The organism is Neorhizobium petrolearium (genome assembly GCF_029854435.1).
In the GTDB taxonomy this organism is placed as follows: domain Bacteria; phylum Pseudomonadota; class Alphaproteobacteria; order Rhizobiales; family Rhizobiaceae; genus Neorhizobium; species Neorhizobium petrolearium.
Window position 1 is genome coordinate 42162 of the sequence record NZ_CP123002.1, and the last position, 20610, is coordinate 62771.

At 61.6% G+C, this 20610-nt stretch carries 17 protein-coding genes and 2 pseudogenes; 17 read left to right on the top strand and 2 right to left on the bottom strand.

Annotated features, from left to right (window positions below):
• The first annotated feature begins 67 nt into the window (after positions 1-67).
• The 17 genes and pseudogenes from QEO92_RS31355 to QEO92_RS31435 all read left to right on the top strand — a co-directional run bounded on the left by QEO92_RS31355 (position 68) and on the right by QEO92_RS31435 (position 16923).
• Positions 68-838 (top strand): SDR family NAD(P)-dependent oxidoreductase, encoded by a 771-nt coding sequence (locus tag QEO92_RS31355; RefSeq protein ID WP_210057178.1) that lies wholly within the window; start codon positions 68-70, stop codon positions 836-838.
• Between the two features lie 742 nt (positions 839-1580).
• Positions 1581-2831 (top strand): ABC transporter substrate-binding protein, encoded by a 1251-nt coding sequence (locus QEO92_RS31360; RefSeq protein ID WP_210057180.1) that lies wholly within the window; start codon positions 1581-1583, stop codon positions 2829-2831.
• A gap of 197 nt (positions 2832-3028) precedes the next feature.
• Positions 3029-3823 (top strand): enoyl-CoA hydratase/isomerase family protein, encoded by a 795-nt coding sequence (locus QEO92_RS31365; protein ID WP_210057182.1) that lies wholly within the window; start codon positions 3029-3031, stop codon positions 3821-3823.
• 33 nt (positions 3824-3856) lie between these two features.
• Positions 3857-5020 (top strand): acyl-CoA dehydrogenase family protein, encoded by a 1164-nt coding sequence (locus QEO92_RS31370; RefSeq protein WP_210057184.1) that lies wholly within the window; start codon positions 3857-3859, stop codon positions 5018-5020.
• 34 nt (positions 5021-5054) lie between these two features.
• Positions 5055-5852: an SDR family NAD(P)-dependent oxidoreductase gene (locus QEO92_RS31375; RefSeq protein ID WP_210057186.1), complete on the top strand. Its 798-nt coding sequence runs from the start codon at positions 5055-5057 to the stop codon at positions 5850-5852.
• Between the two features lie 5 nt (positions 5853-5857).
• A complete protein-coding gene (locus QEO92_RS31380; RefSeq protein WP_210057188.1) occupies positions 5858-7468 on the top strand; it encodes a class I adenylate-forming enzyme family protein in 1611 nt (536 codons plus the stop codon).
• Between the two features lie 40 nt (positions 7469-7508).
• Positions 7509-8762: an ABC transporter substrate-binding protein gene (locus QEO92_RS31385; protein WP_210057190.1), complete on the top strand. Its 1254-nt coding sequence runs from the start codon at positions 7509-7511 to the stop codon at positions 8760-8762.
• Positions 8763-8834: 72 nt separating this feature from the next.
• Positions 8835-9716: a branched-chain amino acid ABC transporter permease gene (locus tag QEO92_RS31390; RefSeq protein WP_210057192.1), complete on the top strand. Its 882-nt coding sequence runs from the start codon at positions 8835-8837 to the stop codon at positions 9714-9716.
• 3 nt (positions 9717-9719) lie between these two features.
• Positions 9720-10730, top strand: coding sequence for a branched-chain amino acid ABC transporter permease (locus tag QEO92_RS31395; RefSeq protein ID WP_210057195.1), 1011 nt, complete (start codon positions 9720-9722; stop codon positions 10728-10730).
• Entirely contained in the window at positions 10714-11484 is a 771-nt protein-coding gene (locus QEO92_RS31400; protein WP_210057358.1) for an ABC transporter ATP-binding protein, read from the top strand. Before QEO92_RS31395 ends, QEO92_RS31400 begins: the two co-directional genes overlap by 17 nt.
• Positions 11477-12181 (top strand): ABC transporter ATP-binding protein, encoded by a 705-nt coding sequence (locus tag QEO92_RS31405; RefSeq protein WP_210057197.1) that lies wholly within the window; start codon positions 11477-11479, stop codon positions 12179-12181. The genes QEO92_RS31400 and QEO92_RS31405 overlap by 8 nt, the downstream gene beginning before the upstream one ends.
• Before the next feature lie 25 nt (positions 12182-12206).
• Complete coding sequence (locus QEO92_RS31410; RefSeq protein ID WP_210057198.1) at positions 12207-13823, top strand: AMP-binding protein; 1617 nt, start codon at positions 12207-12209, stop codon at positions 13821-13823.
• Between the two features lie 96 nt (positions 13824-13919).
• Positions 13920-14564: a TetR/AcrR family transcriptional regulator gene (locus QEO92_RS31415; RefSeq protein WP_210057200.1), complete on the top strand. Its 645-nt coding sequence runs from the start codon at positions 13920-13922 to the stop codon at positions 14562-14564.
• 64 nt (positions 14565-14628) lie between these two features.
• Complete coding sequence (locus QEO92_RS31420) at positions 14629-15486, top strand: PaaI family thioesterase (RefSeq protein ID WP_210057202.1); 858 nt, start codon at positions 14629-14631, stop codon at positions 15484-15486.
• Between the two features lie 4 nt (positions 15487-15490).
• Positions 15491-16240: an electron transfer flavoprotein subunit beta/FixA family protein gene (locus QEO92_RS31425; RefSeq protein ID WP_210057204.1), complete on the top strand. Its 750-nt coding sequence runs from the start codon at positions 15491-15493 to the stop codon at positions 16238-16240.
• A 26-nt stretch (positions 16241-16266) separates the two neighbouring features.
• Positions 16267-16371, top strand: a pseudogene (locus QEO92_RS33295) (electron transfer flavoprotein subunit alpha/FixB family protein); the annotation flags it as partial.
• A 393-nt stretch (positions 16372-16764) separates the two neighbouring features.
• Entirely contained in the window at positions 16765-16923 is a 159-nt protein-coding gene (locus QEO92_RS31435) for a hypothetical protein (protein WP_210057206.1), read from the top strand.
• Between the two features lie 184 nt (positions 16924-17107).
• Here the strand turns inward: QEO92_RS31435 and istB are convergent.
• Both istB and QEO92_RS31445 read right to left on the bottom strand, forming a co-directional pair.
• A pseudogene (istB, locus tag QEO92_RS31440) lies at positions 17108-17604 on the bottom strand (IS21-like element helper ATPase IstB); the annotation flags it as partial.
• Between the two features lie 33 nt (positions 17605-17637).
• On the bottom strand, positions 17638-20607 hold the full coding sequence (locus QEO92_RS31445) for a Tn3 family transposase (protein ID WP_210057208.1): 2970 nt from the start codon (positions 20605-20607) through the stop codon (positions 17638-17640).
• Positions 20608-20610 lie beyond the last annotated feature (3 nt).

Sequence of the window (20610 nt, forward strand, 5' to 3'; positions counted from 1 at the left end):
CGGCTTCTGGACCGATCGGTTCCGATGCCCGAGCGCAGTAAAACACAAAAGGGAAGGAGAAGAGATTATGCGTCTCGCAAACAAACTTACGGTCATCACCGCTGCCGCATCCGGCATGGGCAAGGCCGCCGTGGAACTTTTTTCGAAAGAGGGCGCGCGCGTTGCGGCGATCGACCTCAATGAGGAAGGACTGGCTTCGCTCAAGGCGGAGATGAAGAAGAAAGGCTTCGACATCGTCACCATCGCCGCCGACCTGTCGACGGAGAGCGGCGCACGCGACAGCCTTAACGCCGCCGTCAAGGCGTTGGGCGGCCTTGATGTTCTCTGGGCTCATGCGGGGATACCCGGACCGGCTGGCATCGAACAAGTGGACATGGCGGCGTTTCGCAAGTCGCTCGCCGTAAATGTCGAAGCCGCAGTCATTGGGGCCGGCGAGGCGGTGGGCCACATGCGTAAGCGCGGGGGCGGCTCAATCATTTTCACCAGCTCGATATCCGGACTCGTGGGGTCCATGTGGAGCCCGCTCTACTCCGTTGCCAAATTCGGTATCGTCGGCCTGACCAAATCCCTCTGCCAGACCTACGCCCCCGACAATGTGCGCGTGAACGCGATCTGTCCCGGTCTGACGGAGACGCCGATGGCCTTGGAATTCACCAGCCGGAAGGGTGATCCGGACGAAGCCGCCAGAAACAAGGAGATGATGATCAATTCCGTACCGTTGAAACGGCTCGGGCGTCCCGAAGATATGGCGCAGGCCGCCCTGTGGCTGGCCTCGAACGACTCTGCCTACGTCACAGGTGTCGCTCTTCCCGTGGACGGGGGGTTCACCGCGAAATAACGATTCTGCGCGTGCGTTGCAGCGAAGCGGGGGGGCGAAACATCGCTCGACACGATTGGCGGCGAGGGAAGCAACAGATGTCCGCCGTACCGAAGGCCCAGATGGAGTTTGCACCGGAGTACGATAAGCCGGTGCGCTACATGCATCGCACGCGGGAATGGTATCTCAGACATTCTCATCTAGGAACATGCGTTGCGGAAACCATCTCGGCCAGTGGTCATGTGCGACCACACGAAAAGGCCGCACATATGGAAGCAAGCGATCCGATCAAAATATCTGTAAAAATCACTTGCAAGTGGGAGCCGTCCACATATGGAACTATATCTGAAGGTCCGTCTGGCTTGCTCGGAAGGTATGAGCCGACGCCAGGCTGCAACGTCTCTCAACATATCGCGCGACAGCGTTGCCAAGATGCTGTCGTATTCGACGCCACCATTCGCCGTCGATCAGAACGTGGGTCGTTTTCATTCTATGTTCCTGCATTTCACTTATTGAAATACGATTTCAATAAATAGATCTCGCTGAGATCGCTACGGCGAAAACAGAAAAAATGAACTCCGCGCTATTTCATCTAGTGAAGCAAGGTTTCAATTGATTCGAAAGTGGTTCTGTGCTCGGATGCGCCGGGTCGCTGATCCACGTCGGCTGGGACCGACATCGCAAGAATGCGCGGACAGTTGAGTTGGAGGGCGACTGCAGACAGACGCGATGATTGATCGAAGACGACCAGTAGGAGGAGCAAATGGTCGAACTGAAAAGACGAACACTCATGAAGATGCTGGGTGCCGGTGCGACCGCAGGTGCGCTCGGCGCGCCGATGATCGCTCGGGCGCAAGGCGCGCCGTACAGGATAGGTTTTGTTTCTGCCCTTTCCGGCCCGTCGGAAATGCTAGGCCGAGGCATGCTCGAGGGCGCGACGATCGCGATCGAGCGCATTAACTCCTCGGGTGGCGTCAATGGTCGGCAGATCGAACTTGTCGTGCGCGATGACAAGGGCAAGCCTGATTCAGGTACCGTGGCCGCTCGCGAACTGATCGGCGAGGGTTGCCATCTCCTGATGGGAGTTTCCTCAAGCGCGGTAGGGTTGGCAATCACCGCAATCCTTCCGCAAGAGAACGCGGTTCTGCTGACGGCAGCCGCGCACTCGCTGCGCCTCACGCACGAGGACTTCAACCGCCACTATTTCCGCATCACCGACAATCCATACATGCGGCAGCGCGCGCAGGCGAAGCTGATGGCGGAGCTGCATCCGGAGGTCACGAGCTGGGGCGGCCTGATCCCCGACCACGAATATGGTCGCTCGACCTGGGATTCGTTCAAGCACGGGCTGGAAGCCTATTATCCCGAGATCGCCAAGAGCGAGCCGACGATCTCGAATCCTATCATGTGTCAGTACGGCGGCAGCGATTATCGGAACTATGTTGTCTCCGCCATGCGCGATCCGGCCGTCGGTTTCCTGAATTCTATGTACGGAGGCGACGCGATCACGCTCTTCCAGCAGGCAAAGCCATACGGCTTCTTCCAGAAGAAGGCGCTAGTTGTCGACACTGCCAACGAGTTCATGGTGGCGCGCGCGATGAAGTCGGAAATGCCTGACATGTGGACCGGTGCGCACTGGTATTTCGGCGCTTTCAAGGGCAACCCGTTCAATGACGAACTTTACGCCAAGTATGTGGAGCGCACCGGCAACAAGTTTCCCGACGGCTTCGTTGCGGAAGGCCACGCCTGCATCCTGGCCTATGCCGAGGCGCTGAAGACGGCGCCCGAAGGCAATACGGAAGACATCATCGCCGCGCTGGAAGGGATGACCTTCGAGACAGCTACCGGCCTACGCACAATCCGTCCTGAAGACCATCAGGTGATCAAGCCGGTCATCCTCTACCGGGTCCGCGGTACCAATACTGCCGACGGGATCGAGGTGGTCGAGTACCGGACCATCCCCGGCGACCAGGTGATGGATAAGCCTACACCTGGCGCGCCGGTCGTTTGGTGATCTGCACCGGAGGTGCCAGGTGCCTGGCGCCTCCGGCAGCCTCGATTTCGAGGTGTTGAGCACTGCCCGGCGTGAATAAAAATGAATTATGAACCGGTAGTCATTTTGTTATTGACGGTCTCCCGCAATTGTGGTCTTTTTGATCAGCGAAGGACGAACGGTCCAGGGAGTGGCGCCGTCGCCGGAGGAGGAGATACATGACGTATGAAAGCTACCGCGAGCTCGGTCTCGAAATTCGTGACCGTGTGCTGACGATCACGCTTAATCGCCCGGATAAGGCCAATGCCGTCAATGAGCCGATGCACGAGGAGTTGGCGCGCATTTTCCAGGATGCGGCGCTCGACGATGACGTCGACGTGATCGTATTGACCGGCGCCGGCCGCGCCTTTTCCGCTGGCGGCGACGTCGACTGGTTTCAGAAGATGATCGACCAGCCCTCTGCGTTCGAAAAGACCGCTGCCGAGGGGCGCCGTATCGTCTTCTCCATGCTCGATTGTGAAAAGCCGATAGTCGCCAAGGTCAACGGCCATGCGGCCGGGCTCGGTGCTACCATGGCGCTTTTTTGCGACGTGATCTTCGCATCCGATAAGGCGAAGATAGGCGATCCTCACGTTTCGGTCGGCTTCGTTGCCGGTGACGGTGGCGCAGTGATCTGGCCGCAGCTGATCGGCTATGCCCGTGCCAAGGAATATCTGATGACGGGCGAATTGATCCCCGCTACCTATGCCGCGCAGATCGGCCTGATCAATTATGCCGTTTCCAACGAAGAGCTTGATGTGCGGGTCGATGAATTCGTCGCCCGCCTTCAGGCCGGCGCCAGGAAGGCGATCCGCTGGACCAAGGTTTCGGTCAATATCGGATTGAAGCAACTCGCCCACAGCATGATGGACGCCTCGCTCAGCCTAGAGGCGCAGTCGAACATGACCGACGACCACCAGGAAGCCGTCAACGCGTTCCGCGAAAAGCGAACGCCGGTTTTTACCGGTCGCTGACGGCCGGCCGAGCTACCGACAGGAAAATCACTGATGAATTTCGATGAGTCCGAACATATCACGATGATCCGTGAGACGTTGCGCCGTTTCGTGGAGGCGGAGATGCCGCGCGAGCTTGCTCGCAAATGGGACAAGGAAAATCACTTCCCGCGCGACGTCTACAACAAGCTCGCCGCGCTCGGCATAATGGGCCTGACGGTCGATGAGGAATATGGCGGCAGCGGCCGCGACATTCCGGCAACGATGATCGTCATCGAGGAGCTTGCCAAGCGCAGCCTCGCCGTCGCCGTGCCTTACATCATGTGCGCCTGTTACGCCGGCATGAACATCGCCGAATGTGCCTCCGTAGAGCAGAAAAGGACGCTGCTACCGAAGATTGCCACCGGCGAGCTGATGTTTGCCTACGGCTGGACGGAGCCGGACATTGGTGCCGACCTCGCTTCGGTCAAGACGACGGCGGTTCGTGAAGGGGATGAACTCGTCATCAACGGCGCCAAGCGCTTCTGCTCGGGCGCCGGCATTGCCGACTACATCTATGCGCTGGTCCGCACCGGCCCGGCGACGGAGCGATACAAGAACCTCTCGATCGTGCTGATCCCGCCGACCGCACCGGGGGTGTCGATCGTCGGCCTCGAATGCATGGGCATGAAGGGTGCGGCAACGACGGACGTCTCCTTCATGGACGTGCGCGTTCCCGCCGCCAACGTCATCGGCGGCGAGGAAGGGTGGAACCGGGGCTGGGACTTCATCGTCGGCTCAGGGCTCGACGTCGAGAAGCTGGAAGTCGCGGCTCTTGCGCTCGGCATCGCCACCGCCGCTGTCGACGATGCCTGGGAGTATGCGCAGGAGCGCCGCCAGTTCAATAAGCCGATCTGTGCCAACCAGTCGATCCGCCATCAGCTCGCCGACATGAAGACGTCGCTGCATGCCTGCCGGCTGATGATGATGCATGCCGCCTGGCTCGCCCAGGAGGAGCGCCCCTGCCGCGTCGAGACGTCGATGACCAAGCTCTACGTCTGCGATACCGGCAAGAAGATTGCCCAGGACGCCCAGACGATCTTCGGCGCCTACGGCTACTCCAAGGAATTCGACGTCGAACGCTATGTCCGCGACAGCCTGCTGATGCCGATCATTGGAGGATCTTCGGCAATCCAGCGCAACAACATTGTCAACTGGATGGCGCTGCCGAAAGGCTGACGCCGAAAAGGCTATTCTGGAGGAGGACCCGGACATGGAAAAGCGAGACAGGGTAAGTTTCGATTTTTCCGGTGAGGTGGCCGTCGTCACCGGGGCCGCAAGCGGTATCGGCAAGGAGGTTGCCCGCCAGCTCGTTGCCGCGGGAGCTACGGTTTATGTCAACGATCTCGACCCGGCCAGGGTCGGGGCCGTGGCTGCCGAACTCGGCGACAACGCCATTGCCGCCGCTGGCGACGTAACCGTGCTTTCGACCGCGACCAGTATCGTTGAAGCTGCCAAGGCGAAATTCGGCAAGCTCGACATTCTGGTCAATAGTGCCGGGATCGCCGACGAGATGGTGCCGACACTCGAGCAGGACCTTGACCGCTGGCAACGCGTAGTCGACGTCAGTCTGCGCGGTAGCTACCTCATGTCGCGAGAGGCCGGCCGCCTGATGACGGCGGCGCGCTCGGGAAAGATCATAAACTTCGCATCCATCGCCGGCGTCGTCGGGCTGCCGGGGCGCAACGCCTACAGCGCGGCCAAGGCCGGGATCGTAATGATGACGAAGACGATGGCGGCCGAATGGGGCGGGCTCGGCGTTCGCGTCAACGCGATCGCGCCCGGCTACATCGAGACGCCGATGGTCGACGACCTGATGAGCCGTGGCCGCATCACCGATGAGATGGTGCACAGCCGCACGCCGCTGCGCCGTTTCGGCGAACCCTCCGAAATCGCAAAGCCGGTTCTGTTCCTCTGTTCGTCGGCTGCCTCCTACGTGACCGGTGCGTGCCTCTCGGTCGATGGCGGATGGGCCGCGTTCGGCGGCATCGCGCTTCCAGTTGCGGAGTGAGACCGGTGAACGAAGACATCTCCAGCGCCACACGTCCGCTGCCGGCCGACATCGAATGCCGCACGCCACTGCAGCTTCTCGCCCGTAACGCGACGCTCTATCCGAACAAGCTCGCAATCGTCGCAGAATCCTGCACGGGCACGCAGGTGAGCCTGACCTATTCGGCGCTTGCCTGGCATGTGGACAAGGCTGCCGAGACCCTGCGCGGTGCCGGCCTCTCGCGCGGCGAGCACCTTGGCATCCTGCTCACCAACGCTTCGGCATTGGAATATCTGTGCCTCGCCTTCGGCGCCATGCGCCTAGGTGGGGTCGTCGTGCCGCTCAATGCCCGTTTTGCCGATCGTGAACTCGTAGCTGCGATCGAGGACATGGACTGCGTCGCGCTCGCCTATGGCAAGGAGTTCGCCGCCCGCGTATCCGCCTTCATCCCGACGCTTGCCGTTGCGCCGCGGCTGCGAATCCAGGTAGGAGCCGGTGCGGATGGCGATGCGCTTGACTGGCAGACGCTGATGGATGCCGGCCGCGCCGACCGCAGTGGATTTCCGGAGGTCGGCGAAGACGACCTTGCCGACCTGTTGCTGACCTCCGGCACGACCGGACGTTCCAAGGGCGTAATGCTGACCCATGGCAATGCCGTGGCGACCGGTGTCGCGGTAGCGGGCGGGCTGTCGCTACGGCCGGACGACATCTACCAGAGTCCGTTCCCGCTGTTCACCAGCTCCGGCTTCCACTTCAACATTATGGCGACCTGGTGGGCCGGTGCGACGCTGGTCATCGAACCGGGCGTAGACGTCGAGGCGACGCTTGCCCGCATGACACGCGAACGCACCACGGTCTATTGCGCCGTGCCGGCCGTCTACATCTTCATGCTCGAGCGCTATACGGCCGGCATTCACGACCTCTCGGCCATGCGCGTTTTCGACTACGGCGGGGCGCCGATGGCGCGCGAGGTGATCCGCAAGCTCGCTGACACCTTCCCGCACGTGGAATTGCGCCAGACCTACGGTCTGACGGAGGCGGGACCGAGCGGAACCTTCCTTGCCGGATGCGATGCGATTGGCAAGCTCGGCTCGATCGGGACGGCGATGCCGCTCTGCGAGACGACGGTCAGAAAGAGCGACCTCAGTCACGCGAAGCCCGGCGAGACCGGCGAGATCGTCATGCGTGGTCCAACCGTCATGCAGGGCTACTATAAGCGCCCGGAGGAAACGGCGAAGTCGCTGCACGACGGCTGGCTGTGGACCGGCGATCTCGCGACCCTCGATGAAGACGGCTACATCTTCTACCTCGACCGCAACAAGGACGTGATCATCCGTGGTGGCTTCAACATCAGTTCGATGGAAGTCGAGAACGCGATCTTCGAGCATCCGGACGTCAAGGAGGCGGCGGTTGTCTCCATACCCCATGACAAGCTGGGAGAGGACCTGTGCGTCTTTGTCGTGGGGCGCGAAGGGGCTGTGCTCGATGCGGAGGAACTGACGGCGTTTTGCAAGGTACGCATCGCCGACTACAAAGTGCCGCGCCGGTGGACTTTCGTGAGTGAACTGCCGCGCAATCCCACTGGCAAGATTCTCAAGAACAAGTTGCGGGAGCAGGCGCGCGGATTGAACGCCTAGATTCCAATTTCTGAATTGTCGCGACCAACAGGAGGAGCAAATGGTTAGGACAACGAGACGTAACGCACTGAAACTGCTGGGTGTCGGGGTTGCGGCGGGCGCACTCGGCATGCCCTGGGTCCGCAACGCCCAAGCGAGCGGTCCCTACAAGATCGGCTTCCTCGGTTCGCTCAGCGGTCCGGCGGAATCGCTTGGCGCTCCGATGCTGGAGGGTGTGAAGATCGCCGTCGAGGACATCAACGCCGCCGGCGGCACCAATGGGAGGCAACTTGAACTGGTGGTCCGCGACGACAAGGCCAAGCCCGATGTCGGCACGGCGGCGGCGCGCGAGCTTGTCGGGGAAGGTTGCAGCATGCTTCTCGGCGTCGTCTCGAGCGCGGTCGCGCTCGCCGTCAGCGCCGTCCTCCAGCAGGAAGATGCCGTTCTGATCACCTGTGCGGCCCATTCGATGCGGTTGACCAAGGAAGACTTCAACCGCAACTACTTCCGCATCACCGACAATCCTTTCATGCGCCAGCGTGCGCAGGCCCATGTCATGGCCGAGCGGTTTGGCGAAGTTACCACCTGGGGCGGCTTGATCCCGGATCACGAATACGGTCGTTCTACCTGGGAATGTTTCGACAACGGACTGAAGACCTACTATCCGGAACTCGCCAAGGCCGAGCCCACGATCTCCAAGCCGGTCATGACAACCTACGGCGGCAGCGACTATCGCAACTTCGTGGCGTCTGCAATGCGCGATCCCGCGGTCGGTTTTTTCGTTTCCGCCTATGGCGGCGATGCCATCACCATGTACCAGCAGGCGCTGCCCTACGGCTTCTTCAAGAAGAAGCACCCGATCGTCGATGCGGCCAACGAATTCATCGTCGCCCGCGCGATGAAGGAAAATTTCCCCGAAATGTGGATTGGCTCGCACTGGTACTCGGGCGCCTTCACCGGCAACCCGATGAACGACGAACTTGCCCGCAAAATGACCGAGCGCACGGGTATCAAGTTCCTCGACGGCTTCATCGGCGAAGGCTATTCCGCCGTCCGCGCCTATGCCGAAGCACTGAAGACTGCCGATAGCGGCAAGACGGCAGACGTGATCAAGGCGCTCGAAGGCCTCACCTTCGACAGTCCGACGGGCAAGCGCACGATCCGCGCCGAGGATCACCAGACGATCAAGCCGGTCGTGCTCTACCGCGTTCGCGGCGCGTCCAACGCTGACGGCATCGAGGTGGTCGAGCATCGGGTGATAGACGGAGCGACCGTGATCGATCCGGCAACACCGGGTGTCAAGCTGACATTCTGAGTCACCGGAAGGCGGCAGCCAATGGCTGCCGCCTTCCGCCTGATAGATTTATTTTGCGGAGAGGTCCCTCCAATGGTGGGCGATTTTCTACTGGTCGGTTTGAACGGCATGACCTGGGCGATGGCGGTTTTCCTAGTCGCTGCCGGGCTCACGCTGATCTTCGGCATTCTTCATATCCTGAACTTCTCCCATGGCGGCTTCGTCATGATCGGCGCCTACCTAACCTACACACTGATCAATCAGACGAGCGGGCCGACTGGAATATTCGTGTTCCTTGCCGTTGCCGTCCTGTGCGCGGCCGTGGTTGGCGTGCTCGGCTACGTGATCGACCGGACGGTGTTTGAGCGGCTGAAGGCCGTCGATGATTCCTATTCGCTGATCGCCACCTACGCGATGCTGATCCTTTGCGAAGGCGGGGTCAAGCTGGTATGGGGTCCGGATTTCATCGCGTTGCCCCCGCCTGCTGGCCTCGACGGGGCGCTGCTCCTCGGCGACCTCTTCATCCCGTCCTATTCGCTCTTCGTGATACTTTCCGGCATCGTCGTGTTTCTGGTTCTCGACTTCTGGATCCACCGCACACGTTCGGGCAAGGTGATGCAGTCCGTCGCCCTCGATCCGTGGATGGCGAACGTGCTCGGCATCAACATCAATGCCATGTTTACCACCGCCGTCGTCGCCGGCTTCGCACTAGCGGGGCTCGCCGGCGGGTTGCTGGCCCCGAACCAGAGCCTCTCGCCTGGGCTCGGCGGCACTTACATCATCCAGGCTTTCGGCGTGATCATCGTCGGTGGCATCGGCAATGTCCGTGGCGCCTTTATCGCGGCACTGGTCCTCGGCATGATCGATGCCTTTGGCACCGTCTATGTGCCAGAATACCCTGGCATTTTCTTCTACATCGCCGTTGCCGGTATCCTGATGTACCGACCGCAAGGCCTTCTGAGTGGGATTCGTTGAACCATGAGCAGAGGACAGAACACGTCATCGACCACCTCGGCAGCCAACGCGGCGATCCTGGCTGCAGCGCTTGTCTTTGCGACCCTGCCACTTTGGGCCGACAAGGGCCTGGTTTTCCTGGCCGGCATCGTCATGGTGCAGATCGTCTTTGCGGTAAGCTTCAACCTGATGTTCGGCCTCACGGGTCTCGTCAGTTTCGGCCAGGCGGCATTCTTTGCCGCCGGCGCCTACACCGCGGCATGGCTGGGGCGCGCCGTGCCGGAACTCCCCTTCCTTATTTTCTGCCTTGCCGGGGGCCTCGTCGGCGCCCTGTTGGCACTCCTGATCGGGGTGGTGGCCCTGCGCCGTGCCAGCGGCATTTATTTCGCGATCCTGACGCTGGCGCTCGGCCAGTTGGTCTACACGCTCATTGGCAAATCCGATGCTCTCGGGCGCGAAGACGGTCTGGTCGGCATCAAGAGACCGGTTATCGACCTCTTCGTCGGTACGCTCGACCTGTCGATCGGCGACCGGTACTACTATTTCCTCCTGGTCGCCTGCGGGATCCTGCTCGGTCTCCTCTGGTGGGTTTGGCACGGCCAACTCGGTCGGCTGCTGGCCGCACTGCGCCAGGATGCCGAACGTATACGCTTCTTCGGCGTCAACGTCCGGCGCTATCGTGAGATCGCCTTTATCATCAGCGGTGGCGTGACTGCCCTTGCCGGTGCGCTGGTCGCGCCTTGGAGCCAGATCATCACGCCCGCAATTGCCCACTGGAGCTATTCGGCGCTGCCGATCCTGTTCTGCCTGCTCGGCGGCGCCTCGCGCTTCTGGGGGCCGGCGGTCGGTGCGATCGTCTTCGCCGGTCTGGAATACGCTACCCGCACCATGGTCGGCGTGAGCGAACTGATCGTCGGCGGTGCTCTGCTGGTGGTCGTGCTGGCGATGCCGGGCGGGATCGTCGGCACACTCAGCTTGCTTGCTCGCAAACTGACGAAGAACGGAAAGGAGCGGCTCAATGAGCAATCTGCTTGAGGTGCGCGGCGTCAACTTCGCCTATCCGAGCCTGAAGGTGCTGACCGACATCAACCTGACGATCAGGGAAGGCGAGAGCCACGTGATCATCGGACCGAACGGTGCTGGCAAGACGACTCTGTTCAAGGTGCTGAGCGGCGAGATGTTCGCCAAGAGCGGCCAGGTCTTTTACGAGGGGCAGGACGTGTCCGCGCTCGATGCCTGGCAGCGCGTCCATCGCGGCATCGGCCGCACATTCCAGATGGCGCGGCTGTTCGTCGAGCAGACTGTCCTCGACAATGTGATCATGGCGCTTGAGAGCCGCGAGCGGATCAAGAAAACCGCCCATGGCCGCTGGTGGAGGCTGTCGCCGACGAAGGAGATCGTGGAAGAAGCGCACTTGCGGCTTGCCGAATATGGGCTCCTTAAGCGGGTGGACGACCTTGCCGCCAATCTGTCCCACGGTGACAAGAAGCGGCTGGAACTGCTCCTGACGCTGGCCCTGCGGCCCAAGCTGATCATGCTTGACGAACCGACCGCCGGCATGGCGCCGGAGGACCGGCGTGCAGCGATCGAGACGATCAATCGCCTGCGCCAGTCGGAAGGCCTGACACTGCTTTTGACCGAGCACGACATGGAGGTCGTCTTCGGCCTTGCCACGCGCCTGACCGTCTTGAACCATGGCGAGATCATCGCCAGCGGTGATCCGGAGGAGGTTCGCCGCGACCCCACCGTCAGGAGCATCTATTTCGGCAAGGGAGCCGCTCATGCTTGAGATCGCCAACCTGCAGGCCTACTACGAGACAAGCCACATCCTGCACGACATTTCGCTCAGCCTTGCCGATGGTGCGGGCGTGGCGATTGTCGGGCGAAACGGCATGGGCAAGTCGACCCTGCTCAAGAGCGTGATGGGAGCAGGCCCGCGTGTGACGGGCACGATCCGGCTCGACGGCCGGGAACTACGCGGCCTTGCGCCGTTCAAGCGCTGCCGCATGGGCATTTCGCTGGTGCCGGAGGACCGACGCATCTACCCGCATCTCACGGTCGCCGAGAACATCGCCCTTGCCGGCCACGCCAAGAGCGAGACCGGCAAGCCCTACAGCGTCGAGGAGATTCTGGATTTCTTTCCGCTTCTGAAGAAGCTCGCGCTGCGAAAGGGCTTCCAGCTCTCCGGCGGTGAACAGCAATTGGCGGCCGTCGCCCGTGCCGTGCTTCCGCGTCCGCGCTTTCTGCTTCTCGACGAACCGACAGAGGGGCTAGCGCCGCTGATCGTCGACAGCATGGGCGAGGAAATTCGCGCCATCCGCCATCGGGAGAAGATGGGTCTGCTGCTCGCCGAGCAGAACGTCGACTTCGCCCGCCACTGCACCGATCACCTCGTTGTGCTGGACGTCGGCCGGATCGTCTTTTCGGGAAGCTGGGCGGAGTTCGACGGCAACCCGGAAATCCGCGAGCGCCATCTGTCGCTGTGAGTACTACGGGTAGAGAGGACGAGAAATGAGGAATTGGCCCAATCGCCACCTGCCGGAAGAGGCTGGACGCTATCGCCGGAAAGGGCTGTGGCGCGACCTTACGATGGCGGACGGGCTCGCCGCCCTCCTGGCTGACCGGTCGGATTGGGTGTGCCTCGTCGACGACGCCGGCCGTTACACGATCGAAGAGATCGACCGCAAGGCTCGTAAGCTGGCGGGATGGTTCGATCGCAGCGGCCTCGCCTGCGGCGATGTGGTCGCCTTCCAGTTGCCCAATTGGCACGAGACGGCGGTGATTGCACTCGCCGCCTCATTGCTGGGGCTCGTCTGCCTGCCGATCGTGCCGATCTATCGCGAGGCGGAACTCCGTTTCATTCTGGAGGATGCTGGGGCAAAGGTTTTCTTCGTGCCGCGCACGTTCCGCAATTTCCACTATGCGGCGATGGGCGATAACCTGAAACGCGATGTGCCTTCGCTCGTTCATGTTGTCGCGGTTCGCGACGAAGCGGTCGACGATCCGTTCGAGATGGGCGAGGCCTTCGTCGGTCCGGCACGCGGGAGGGCTGAAGACCCCTGGATGCTGATGTACACCTCGGGCACGACCGGCAAGCCCAAGGGCGTCGTCCACAACACCAATTCGCTCGACTGCGAAGTCTGCAACGTCGCGCGATGGTGGACGCTCGACTCTGCGCGTGACGTCACGCTGATGGCGTCGCCCGTTACCCACGTCACCGGCTTCCTGTTTGGCATCCTCATGCCGTTCGCGCTCGGCATCCGATCGGTTTTGATGGAGCGCTGGAGCGCCGAAGACGCGGTCGGGCTGGTCGGGCAAGAGGAAATCAGCTTCACGATGGGGGCAACTCCGTTTTTGCGCGAACTGCTCGACCGGGCGGAGGCGCAGGGCTCTGCGCTTTCCTCGTTGCGCATCTTTGCCTGTGGCGGCGCTCCGGTGCCTCCGGAGCTGATCGAGCGTGCATGGCGGCAGTTCCCCGGACTGCTTTCCTGCCGAGTATACGGATCGACCGAGGCGCCAACGGTGTCGCTCGGCGTTGCCTCGCGGCAGGATCTGCGCGCCGCCGCCAATACGGAGGGGATGATCGTCGGCCATGATGTGCGCATCGTCGACGACGAGGGACGGGTAGTGATCGGTGACGGGGAGATCGTGACGCGCGGGCCGGAAATGATGATGGGCTATCTGGATCCTGAGGACGACCATGCTGCCTATGACGGCGACGGGTATTTCCGCACCGGCGACATCGCTCATCTGGACATGGCTGGCTTCCTCGTTATCACCGATCGCAAGAAGGACCTTATCATTCGCGGCGGCGAAAATATCAGCGCCAAGGAGGTCGAGGACGTTCTGCATGAGCATCCGGCGATCCTGGAGGCTGCGGTGGTCGCCATGCCGCATGCCCGGCTCGGGGAAACCTGCTGTGCATTTCTGCGTTCGACGGATACCGGGCTCGATGCTGTGCAACTGTCGCGTTTTCTCGACGACAGGGGGCTGGCGCGGCAGAAGCACCCCGAACGCGTCGTGGTCGTCGCTGAGCTGCCACGGACGGCATCGGGCAAGGTACAGAAGTTTCTGCTACGCAAGCGGTTGCAGGACGAAGCACAGGTCCCGTCGGAGAAAGCCACTTAGAATACTGAATTCCAACCCTACGTCCTTGCAGGACGGGGTCTACGCAGCGCAACTTGTGCGGTAACGCGCAAGACCGAGAAGTCGAAGGAGATACGGATGGCCGCCGAGGCGCCGAAAAGAGCAAAGAAGACACGAGCGGAAAAGTCGATCGAAAACCGCAATTCGATCCTTGAGGCTGCCGCCGAGATCGTCGGTGAACTGGGCTATGCAGAGGCGTCGATCGCCCGCATCACCCAGCGCGCCGGCCTCGCCCAGGGTACCTTCTATCTCTATTTCGAGAGCCGCCAAGCACTGTTCGACGAGCTCTTGCCGCATATGGGGCAAGGGCTTCTTGATTTCCTGCACAGCCGCGTCGAAGGTGCCACCGACATGCTCGACGTCGAAGAGCGCGGCTTTCGCGGGTTCTTCGACTACCTGCAGCGCAATCCCTCGTTCTTCCGCGTGCTAAATGAGGCGGAAGTCGCCGCGCCGCGTGCCTACGAGGAGCACTTCGACAAGCTCAGGAAACGCTATGTGGATTCGTTGGAGCGCAGTTGGGCGCGTGGTCAACTGGCGGGTTACGCGCTCGAGGAAATGGAAGTCCTCGCCTATATCCTGATGGCGGCCAGAAGCTATCTGTATCTTCGCTATTCGAAGGACGAGAGCGGTCCGAAACCGATCCCGGACTGGGTCGTCAACGCCTTCGTGAAGTTCATTTCCGGGGGATTGCTGTATCGCCCCGTCGCGACGTCCGACCACTGATGCGACAAGAAGGACGCATCTTCCTCCTGATTTCCACATTCCTGCGAGAAAGACGACAATTCCCGTGTCCGACAGTCATGCTCTTCTGAGAGACAATCTCTACCGCGCCTATCGCGGCAGCATTCCCTTCAACGAGTGGATGGGAGCGCGATATCGTCGCGCTGGCCCGGAAAGCGCCGAGGTGTTCGTGCCCTGGCGGCAGTCGCTTTGCGATGATTCCGGTCGGATCAGTGAAGGTATGCTTGCCGCGATCGCCGACATGGCGGCGGGGCAGGGGGCGATGGGCATCTCCGGCTGGCGCGTGCAGGCGGCAACCTCGAGCCTGGTTTACTCGAAGACCGGCGACCTTCCGTCAGGTCAGGGCGTCGTCGCGCACGTGCGGCCGGTCTTCCACGATGCCGATACCATGCTGGTGGATATCGCGCTTCACCCGCAGGACATGCCGGAGCTGGCGATCCGCAGGGCGCGCGCGCGCATGGTAATCGTGCGCAGGCTCGATCCGGGCGATCCCTTCGATCCCCCTGTATCGGCGGACCACCCAGATGGGTTTTCTGCCTTTTCCGAGGTGTTGGGTGCCACTGTGAGTGTCAAGGAGGACGAGATCGAGGTGGTGGTGCCGGCCCGCAAGTTCTACATGGGTAACAGCAACCGGTCAGCGTTGCATGGCGGCCTCGTATGCTCCGTTCTCTTTGAAGGGAGCGAACGGCTTCTGGCGCAGGATGGACGTCGGGCGGAATTGCTCGACAGCACGACCGAGTTCCTAGAGAGCGCGAGGGAGACCGAGATGATCGTCCAGGCGCGGATCCGTCGCGCGGGACGCCGGCTCGCCTTCTTCGAGGCCAGGCTGGTGCAGGATATCGCCGGCCACGGCCGCACCAGGATCGCCCAAATGAATGCAACGATGACTTTCCAGCAGGAGTAAATGCATGAAGATACTCGTGACCGTTAAGCGGGTTGTGGACTACAACGTCAAGATCCGCGTGAAGCCGGACGGCTCCGGCGTCGAGCTGGCCAATGTCAAGATGTCGATGAACCCGTTCGACGAAATCGCCGTCGAAGAGGCCCTGCGCCTGAAGGAAGCCGGCAAGGCATCGGAAGTCGTGGTCGTCTCGATCGGCCCGGCCAAGGCCGAAGAAACCCTGCGCACCGCACTCGCCATGGGCGCCGACCGCGCCGTCCTGGTCGAGACCGACGCCGCCGTCGAGCCGCTCGCCGTCGCCAAGCTGCTGAAGGGCGTCATCGACGCCGAACAGCCCGGCCTCGTCATCACCGGCAAGCAGGCGATCGACGACGATTCGAACCAGACCGGCCAGATGCTTTCGGCGCTGCTCGGCTGGGCGCAAGGCACGTTTGCCTCCAAAGTCGAGATCGGCGACGGCAAGGCGTCCGTCACCCGCGAAGTCGACGGCGGCCTGCAGACCATCGAAGTCAAGCTTCCGGCGGTCATCACCACCGACCTGCGCCTCAACGAGCCGCGCTACGCTTCGCTGCCGAACATCATGAAGGCGAAGAAGAAGCCGCTCGACAAGAAGACGCCCGGCGACTTCGGCGTCGACACCACGGCGCGCCTGAAGGTGCTGAAGACCGAAGAACCCAGCGGCCGCAAGGCAGGCGTCAAGGTCAAGTCGGTCGCCGAGCTTGTCGACAAGCTGAAGAACGAAGCCGGCGTGCTGTAACCGGACCGGGATAGGAGACACAAGATATGGCCATTCTTCTTCTGGCAGAACACGACAACGCAACCCTGTCCGACCAGACCGCCAAGGCGCTGACGGCCGCCTTCGTCACTGCTCTTATTACCGGCCTCGGCATAATGAGAAATGTTCTGCAGATGGATCCCTTGCTTGACGACGAAGGCGGCGAGCTCGAAAGCTATCTGACCACATTGTTAAAAACCATCATGGCAAGCGCGTGAGTGGTGGAGTGCGACCTGGCAGAGGGGACGACAGGTCCAAAACTGCTCTCCCCGTCAACCGTTACAAAATCTGCGCAAAGAGCAAAGCCGGCAGACAGGACAAATGCCCCGAACAGCCACTGGAAAGCGGCACTATTTCTACTCGTTATAGCTTCGACGACGATCGCCGATGCCATAAGCTGGTCTCGCGCATAGAGGTTGCGAAAAACTTGGCGCCGATCATGTGTTCGAATTGAATGTGGCGATCCAAGGAACAGATCATGACGCTGACGGACGGCCGGGGCGTCGATGTCGAACCTCTGGGTCGATACGAGCGATCTGACCATAACGCTTGAGGCCTTCTCGGCAAAGCGCGGAGACAACAGGATCTTGACCATGCTTTACCCAGGTGGCACGGAACGCATGGGCCGGCTGATGGAAGTCTGTGCGTCGGCCGTGTTGACCTGAAGCCGCTTGTCACCCATCGCATCAAACTGCACGGCATGCTGAAAGTCCGGATTGTGAACGGCGGAGTAAAAACCGGCCACGCGGCGGCGCAATAGTCGGCCACTTGTGGCGCGCATGAGACCGCCGGGAGGGCTTAAGCCCGAGCGGTGGTCTCATGCGCGCGCGGCGATTTTTTGAGAGGGTTTCAGCCGGCCTTTCGGGCGCGGCTTTGGGCGAGACGATAGCTGTCGCCATTCATCTCGAGGATGCTGACGTGGTGGGTGATGCGATCCAGAAGCACTCCAGGCGCTCGGACCCCAAAGTTTCCGTCCATTCGTCAAAAGGAAGATTGCTGGTGATCAGCGTGGCACGCCGTTCGTAGCGTTGCGAGATCAGCTCGAACAGCAATTCGGCGCCTGTCTTGGAGAGTGGCACGAAGCCCAGCTCATCGATGATGAGAAGCTGGTAGGCGGCCATTTGCTTCTGGAAACGCTGCAGTCGCCGCTCGTCACGGGCCTCCATCATCTCGCTGACCAGTGCGGCCGCCGTGGTGAAGCCGACAGACAAGCCCTTCTGGCAGGCGGCCAGGCCGAGGCCGAGAGCAACATGGGTCTTGCCCGTGCCGCTCGGGCCGAGAGCGATGACGTTCTCCCGGCGCTCGATCCATTCGCATCGCGCCAGTTCCAGCACCTGCATCTTGTTGGGGCTCCGTGGGCATTTCTGCAATAATACCCGCTAAGGGAAAGCGAAGTTGTTTGGATTGAAACGGTTAGCGCGGATCGGCCTGAAGCGTTCGAGGGGTCGGTCAATTTCGTTCCAGAGATAGTCGCCGGTGAGTGCGATATGAGCCCAGGGAAGTGGTGCGACTTGGGAGAGCAGCTCGGCGGGAATATCGATGCCCTGGGTGCGGACATAATCGACAGCGCGGCTGAGATAGACGGTGTTCCACAGGATAATGGCGTTGACGACGAGGTTGAGACCTGACGCCCGATAGGCCATGGTTTCCGCCACGCGGTTGCGCAGCTCGCCAAGCTGGTGGAGGAAGACCGCCCGGGCAAGGGCGTGACGGCTTTCACCCTTGTTGAGGATGGCATGCGATCTGCGCCGGAGCTTGGTGTCGAGCAACCAGTCGCAGATGAAGATCGAGCGTTCAATCCGGCCCATTTCGCGTAGCGCCTGATTGAGCCGATTTTGCCGAGGCGATGCGGCAAGCTTCTTGAGGATGACGGACGGCGGCACGAGGCCCGCGCCAATCGATGACTTCAGCCGCAAGACCTCATCCCAGTGCTGCTCGATGACATCCATGTTGACGGCTCCCGAGATCAGCGCCCCGAGCGGCTCGTACGCCGCGTCGGGATCGATGACGAAGAGCCTGCGATTGCCGAGATTGCGGATACGAGGAATGAGCCTATAGCCGAAGCCATGGAACATAGCGAATGTCGTTTCGGTCGCGCCGGCGGTATCGGTTGCATGCTCATGGATTTCGACGGAGCTTTCGTTGTGAAGGAGGCCGTCGAGCACGTAGGGCGCTTCGCTCTCGGACGCCTGGATCATCCGGGAGAAGAAGGAGGCGAAACGATTGGACAGGAAGCCATAGACCGAAGCACCTGGTCTTTTGCCGTATTTTGCATTGTATTCGAGGCTGGCTTCACCGCGCCCGCCTGCCGGAAAGAACTGCCCGTCCGAGGAGGAGATATGACCGTCGCCCCAGACCGCGGCGAAGGGATGAGCCTGCTGCGCATCGACCAGCACGGCGGTCGCCGTAGCATAGGTTTCCGAGCGCAGATGCCTATCTACCATCAGCATCATCTGGTGGATCGTGACGCCGCGTGAGCTTTCCGCCATGCGTTCAGCACCGGCGTTGGTGGCGTCGGCAAGGATAGCGGCCATCAGCGCCGGCTCGTCGTTCGCCGTCTCGCCGGTGCGATAGTGTGTGAAGCTGTCAAGGAACCTGGTCCAGCTGTGGACCTCGGCAAGCAGGCTGGTGATCCTGATCCGGGGAACGAGGATGTAAAGACGCCGGCTGAGCGCGACGATCCCGTGACGCTCCTCCTCGCGGATCGGGGAGACCGACAAACCCTTGTCGGAAATAGCCGCATCCGGAATGGCGTTGGCGGCCGCCGCCCTTGCCAGCTCTTTGAGTTTCGCGTCGAGCGTGGCGGTGCGTTCGGCTCGCCATTCGGCAAAGCTGTCAGGGATGGCAAGCCCGAGCCGGCCTTCGGCGCGCATCAGGGCAAAGATCGGTCGAGGCAGAAGATAATCCTCGAAACTGCGCCATGCCCGGCTGCCATCAACCCATATGTCACCGGCCCGCAGGCGCTCCCGAAGGTGAACGAGTACCGCCACTTCCCAAGCCCGAAGGTCGATGGTGACACCGTCCGAGCGCACACGTCGCCGCCACTTGCGGGTCATGAACGCGAACGGCACCTGCGCGGGTAGTTTCCTGCCACTGTAGAGCGCACGCAGATGATCCACTGCCTTCAAAACCGGATCATCGGGACGAAACGACCGGAAAGAGAACGCGCCGAACATGAGCCTGCCCAGCTTTCGCAGCGATTTGTGCCGCTCTATGAGCTCATCGAATTCGTCGCTGCGATCGGGGCGCACGACGGACCTGGCTGCGGCCACGCTGGCGGTCAATCCGTCCCAGCCGAGTGAGACTGCAATTGCGGATGCGAGATCGGTGTTGTTCTCACGGGCGGCCAGAAGCGCCTCGCCAAGCTTGAGATGATCGAGCGCCACCCCATCAAGAATCTCGGCTTCTTTCAGCCGGCGTTCTGTGCGGCTCAGTTCAGCCTTGCGCCGGGTGCTGCCGATCAGTTTGCAGAACATGTCGATCGCAAGGTCGGTGATTGCCGCCTGCCTCTCGATGACGAACGCCGTCAGCGTGGCGTAGCGGCGCTCGGATGTAAGGCGTCGTATCTCACGGGCATGCAGAATGCGGGCGTCCCGGGCGATGATGCCATAGCGGTTGGCATGGATCGTTTTACGTCGCTCATCGGAAATCGCCGCCGAACGCAGAACCTCAAGCCGGGCAATCAGGCCCTTGAGGTTTTTCAGTTTCGTCCCCTCCGGCGCTTCCGCAATCCAGCCGAGATGGCTCCGATCGCCGGACCGATCGATGAGAAGCTGATCAAGCGCCTCGATGGACGGTTGCTCCATGCCCCGGATCAAGCCGCGATAAGCCTGTCGTCGCGCTGCCGCCCGGCCCGCCATCGCCAGACGTATCAGCAGTTCCGGCACAGGAACGAGCAGCTTCCTCTCCTTCAGGGCTTCGATCACGGCCTTGGTGATCGGCTCGCCTTGTTCGGTAGCGGCTGCCTCGCGTGCCGCCGCGGTGATCAGGGATCGATAATCGCTCGCCCGGACGGGCCGGAGATCCAGTGCGACGACAATCTCCCGCGTATGTTCTCGACGGGTTTCCTCCCGCTGGGCATAGAGTGCGAACACCGCAGCGTCGATGCCCAACTGGTCGGCGACAACGGAGACGACTGCCTGAGGCGGAACTTCCCCAGCGCGGAGCGGACGACCGAGATCACGCACCAGGGCGAGTTGGATGGCAAAACCCAGACGATTATGCGATCGGCGATGCGCCCTGGCGAAAGCGATGTCCTCAGCGGACAGCGCATAGCGCGCGAGGGCCTCTTCATAAACATCGGGTGGGTCGAACACAACGGTGCGCGACTGCGCGTCGAGGAAGGCCATCGG

What these genes read in the sequence shown, in the direction of transcription:
- QEO92_RS31355 (WP_210057178.1), top strand. Translation starts at nt 68, where the DNA reads ATGCGTCTCGCAAACAAACTTACGGTCATCACCGCTGCCGCATCCGGC.
- QEO92_RS31360 (WP_210057180.1), top strand. Translation starts at nt 1,581, where the DNA reads ATGGTCGAACTGAAAAGACGAACACTCATGAAGATGCTGGGTGCCGGT.
- QEO92_RS31365 (WP_210057182.1), top strand. Translation starts at nt 3,029, where the DNA reads ATGACGTATGAAAGCTACCGCGAGCTCGGTCTCGAAATTCGTGACCGT.
- QEO92_RS31370 (WP_210057184.1), top strand. Translation starts at nt 3,857, where the DNA reads ATGAATTTCGATGAGTCCGAACATATCACGATGATCCGTGAGACGTTG.
- QEO92_RS31375 (WP_210057186.1), top strand. Translation starts at nt 5,055, where the DNA reads ATGGAAAAGCGAGACAGGGTAAGTTTCGATTTTTCCGGTGAGGTGGCC.
- QEO92_RS31385 (WP_210057190.1), top strand. Translation starts at nt 7,509, where the DNA reads ATGGTTAGGACAACGAGACGTAACGCACTGAAACTGCTGGGTGTCGGG.
- QEO92_RS31390 (WP_210057192.1), top strand. Translation starts at nt 8,835, where the DNA reads ATGGTGGGCGATTTTCTACTGGTCGGTTTGAACGGCATGACCTGGGCG.
- QEO92_RS31395 (WP_210057195.1), top strand. Translation starts at nt 9,720, where the DNA reads ATGAGCAGAGGACAGAACACGTCATCGACCACCTCGGCAGCCAACGCG.
- QEO92_RS31400 (WP_210057358.1), top strand. Translation starts at nt 10,714, where the DNA reads ATGAGCAATCTGCTTGAGGTGCGCGGCGTCAACTTCGCCTATCCGAGC.
- QEO92_RS31405 (WP_210057197.1), top strand. Translation starts at nt 11,477, where the DNA reads ATGCTTGAGATCGCCAACCTGCAGGCCTACTACGAGACAAGCCACATC.
- QEO92_RS31410 (WP_210057198.1), top strand. Translation starts at nt 12,207, where the DNA reads ATGAGGAATTGGCCCAATCGCCACCTGCCGGAAGAGGCTGGACGCTAT.
- QEO92_RS31415 (WP_210057200.1), top strand. Translation starts at nt 13,920, where the DNA reads ATGGCCGCCGAGGCGCCGAAAAGAGCAAAGAAGACACGAGCGGAAAAG.
- QEO92_RS31425 (WP_210057204.1), top strand. Translation starts at nt 15,491, where the DNA reads ATGAAGATACTCGTGACCGTTAAGCGGGTTGTGGACTACAACGTCAAG.
- QEO92_RS31435 (WP_210057206.1), top strand. Translation starts at nt 16,765, where the DNA reads ATGTCGAACCTCTGGGTCGATACGAGCGATCTGACCATAACGCTTGAG.
- QEO92_RS31445 (WP_210057208.1), bottom strand. Translation starts at nt 20,607, where the DNA reads ATGGCCTTCCTCGACGCGCAGTCGCGCACCGTTGTGTTCGACCCACCC.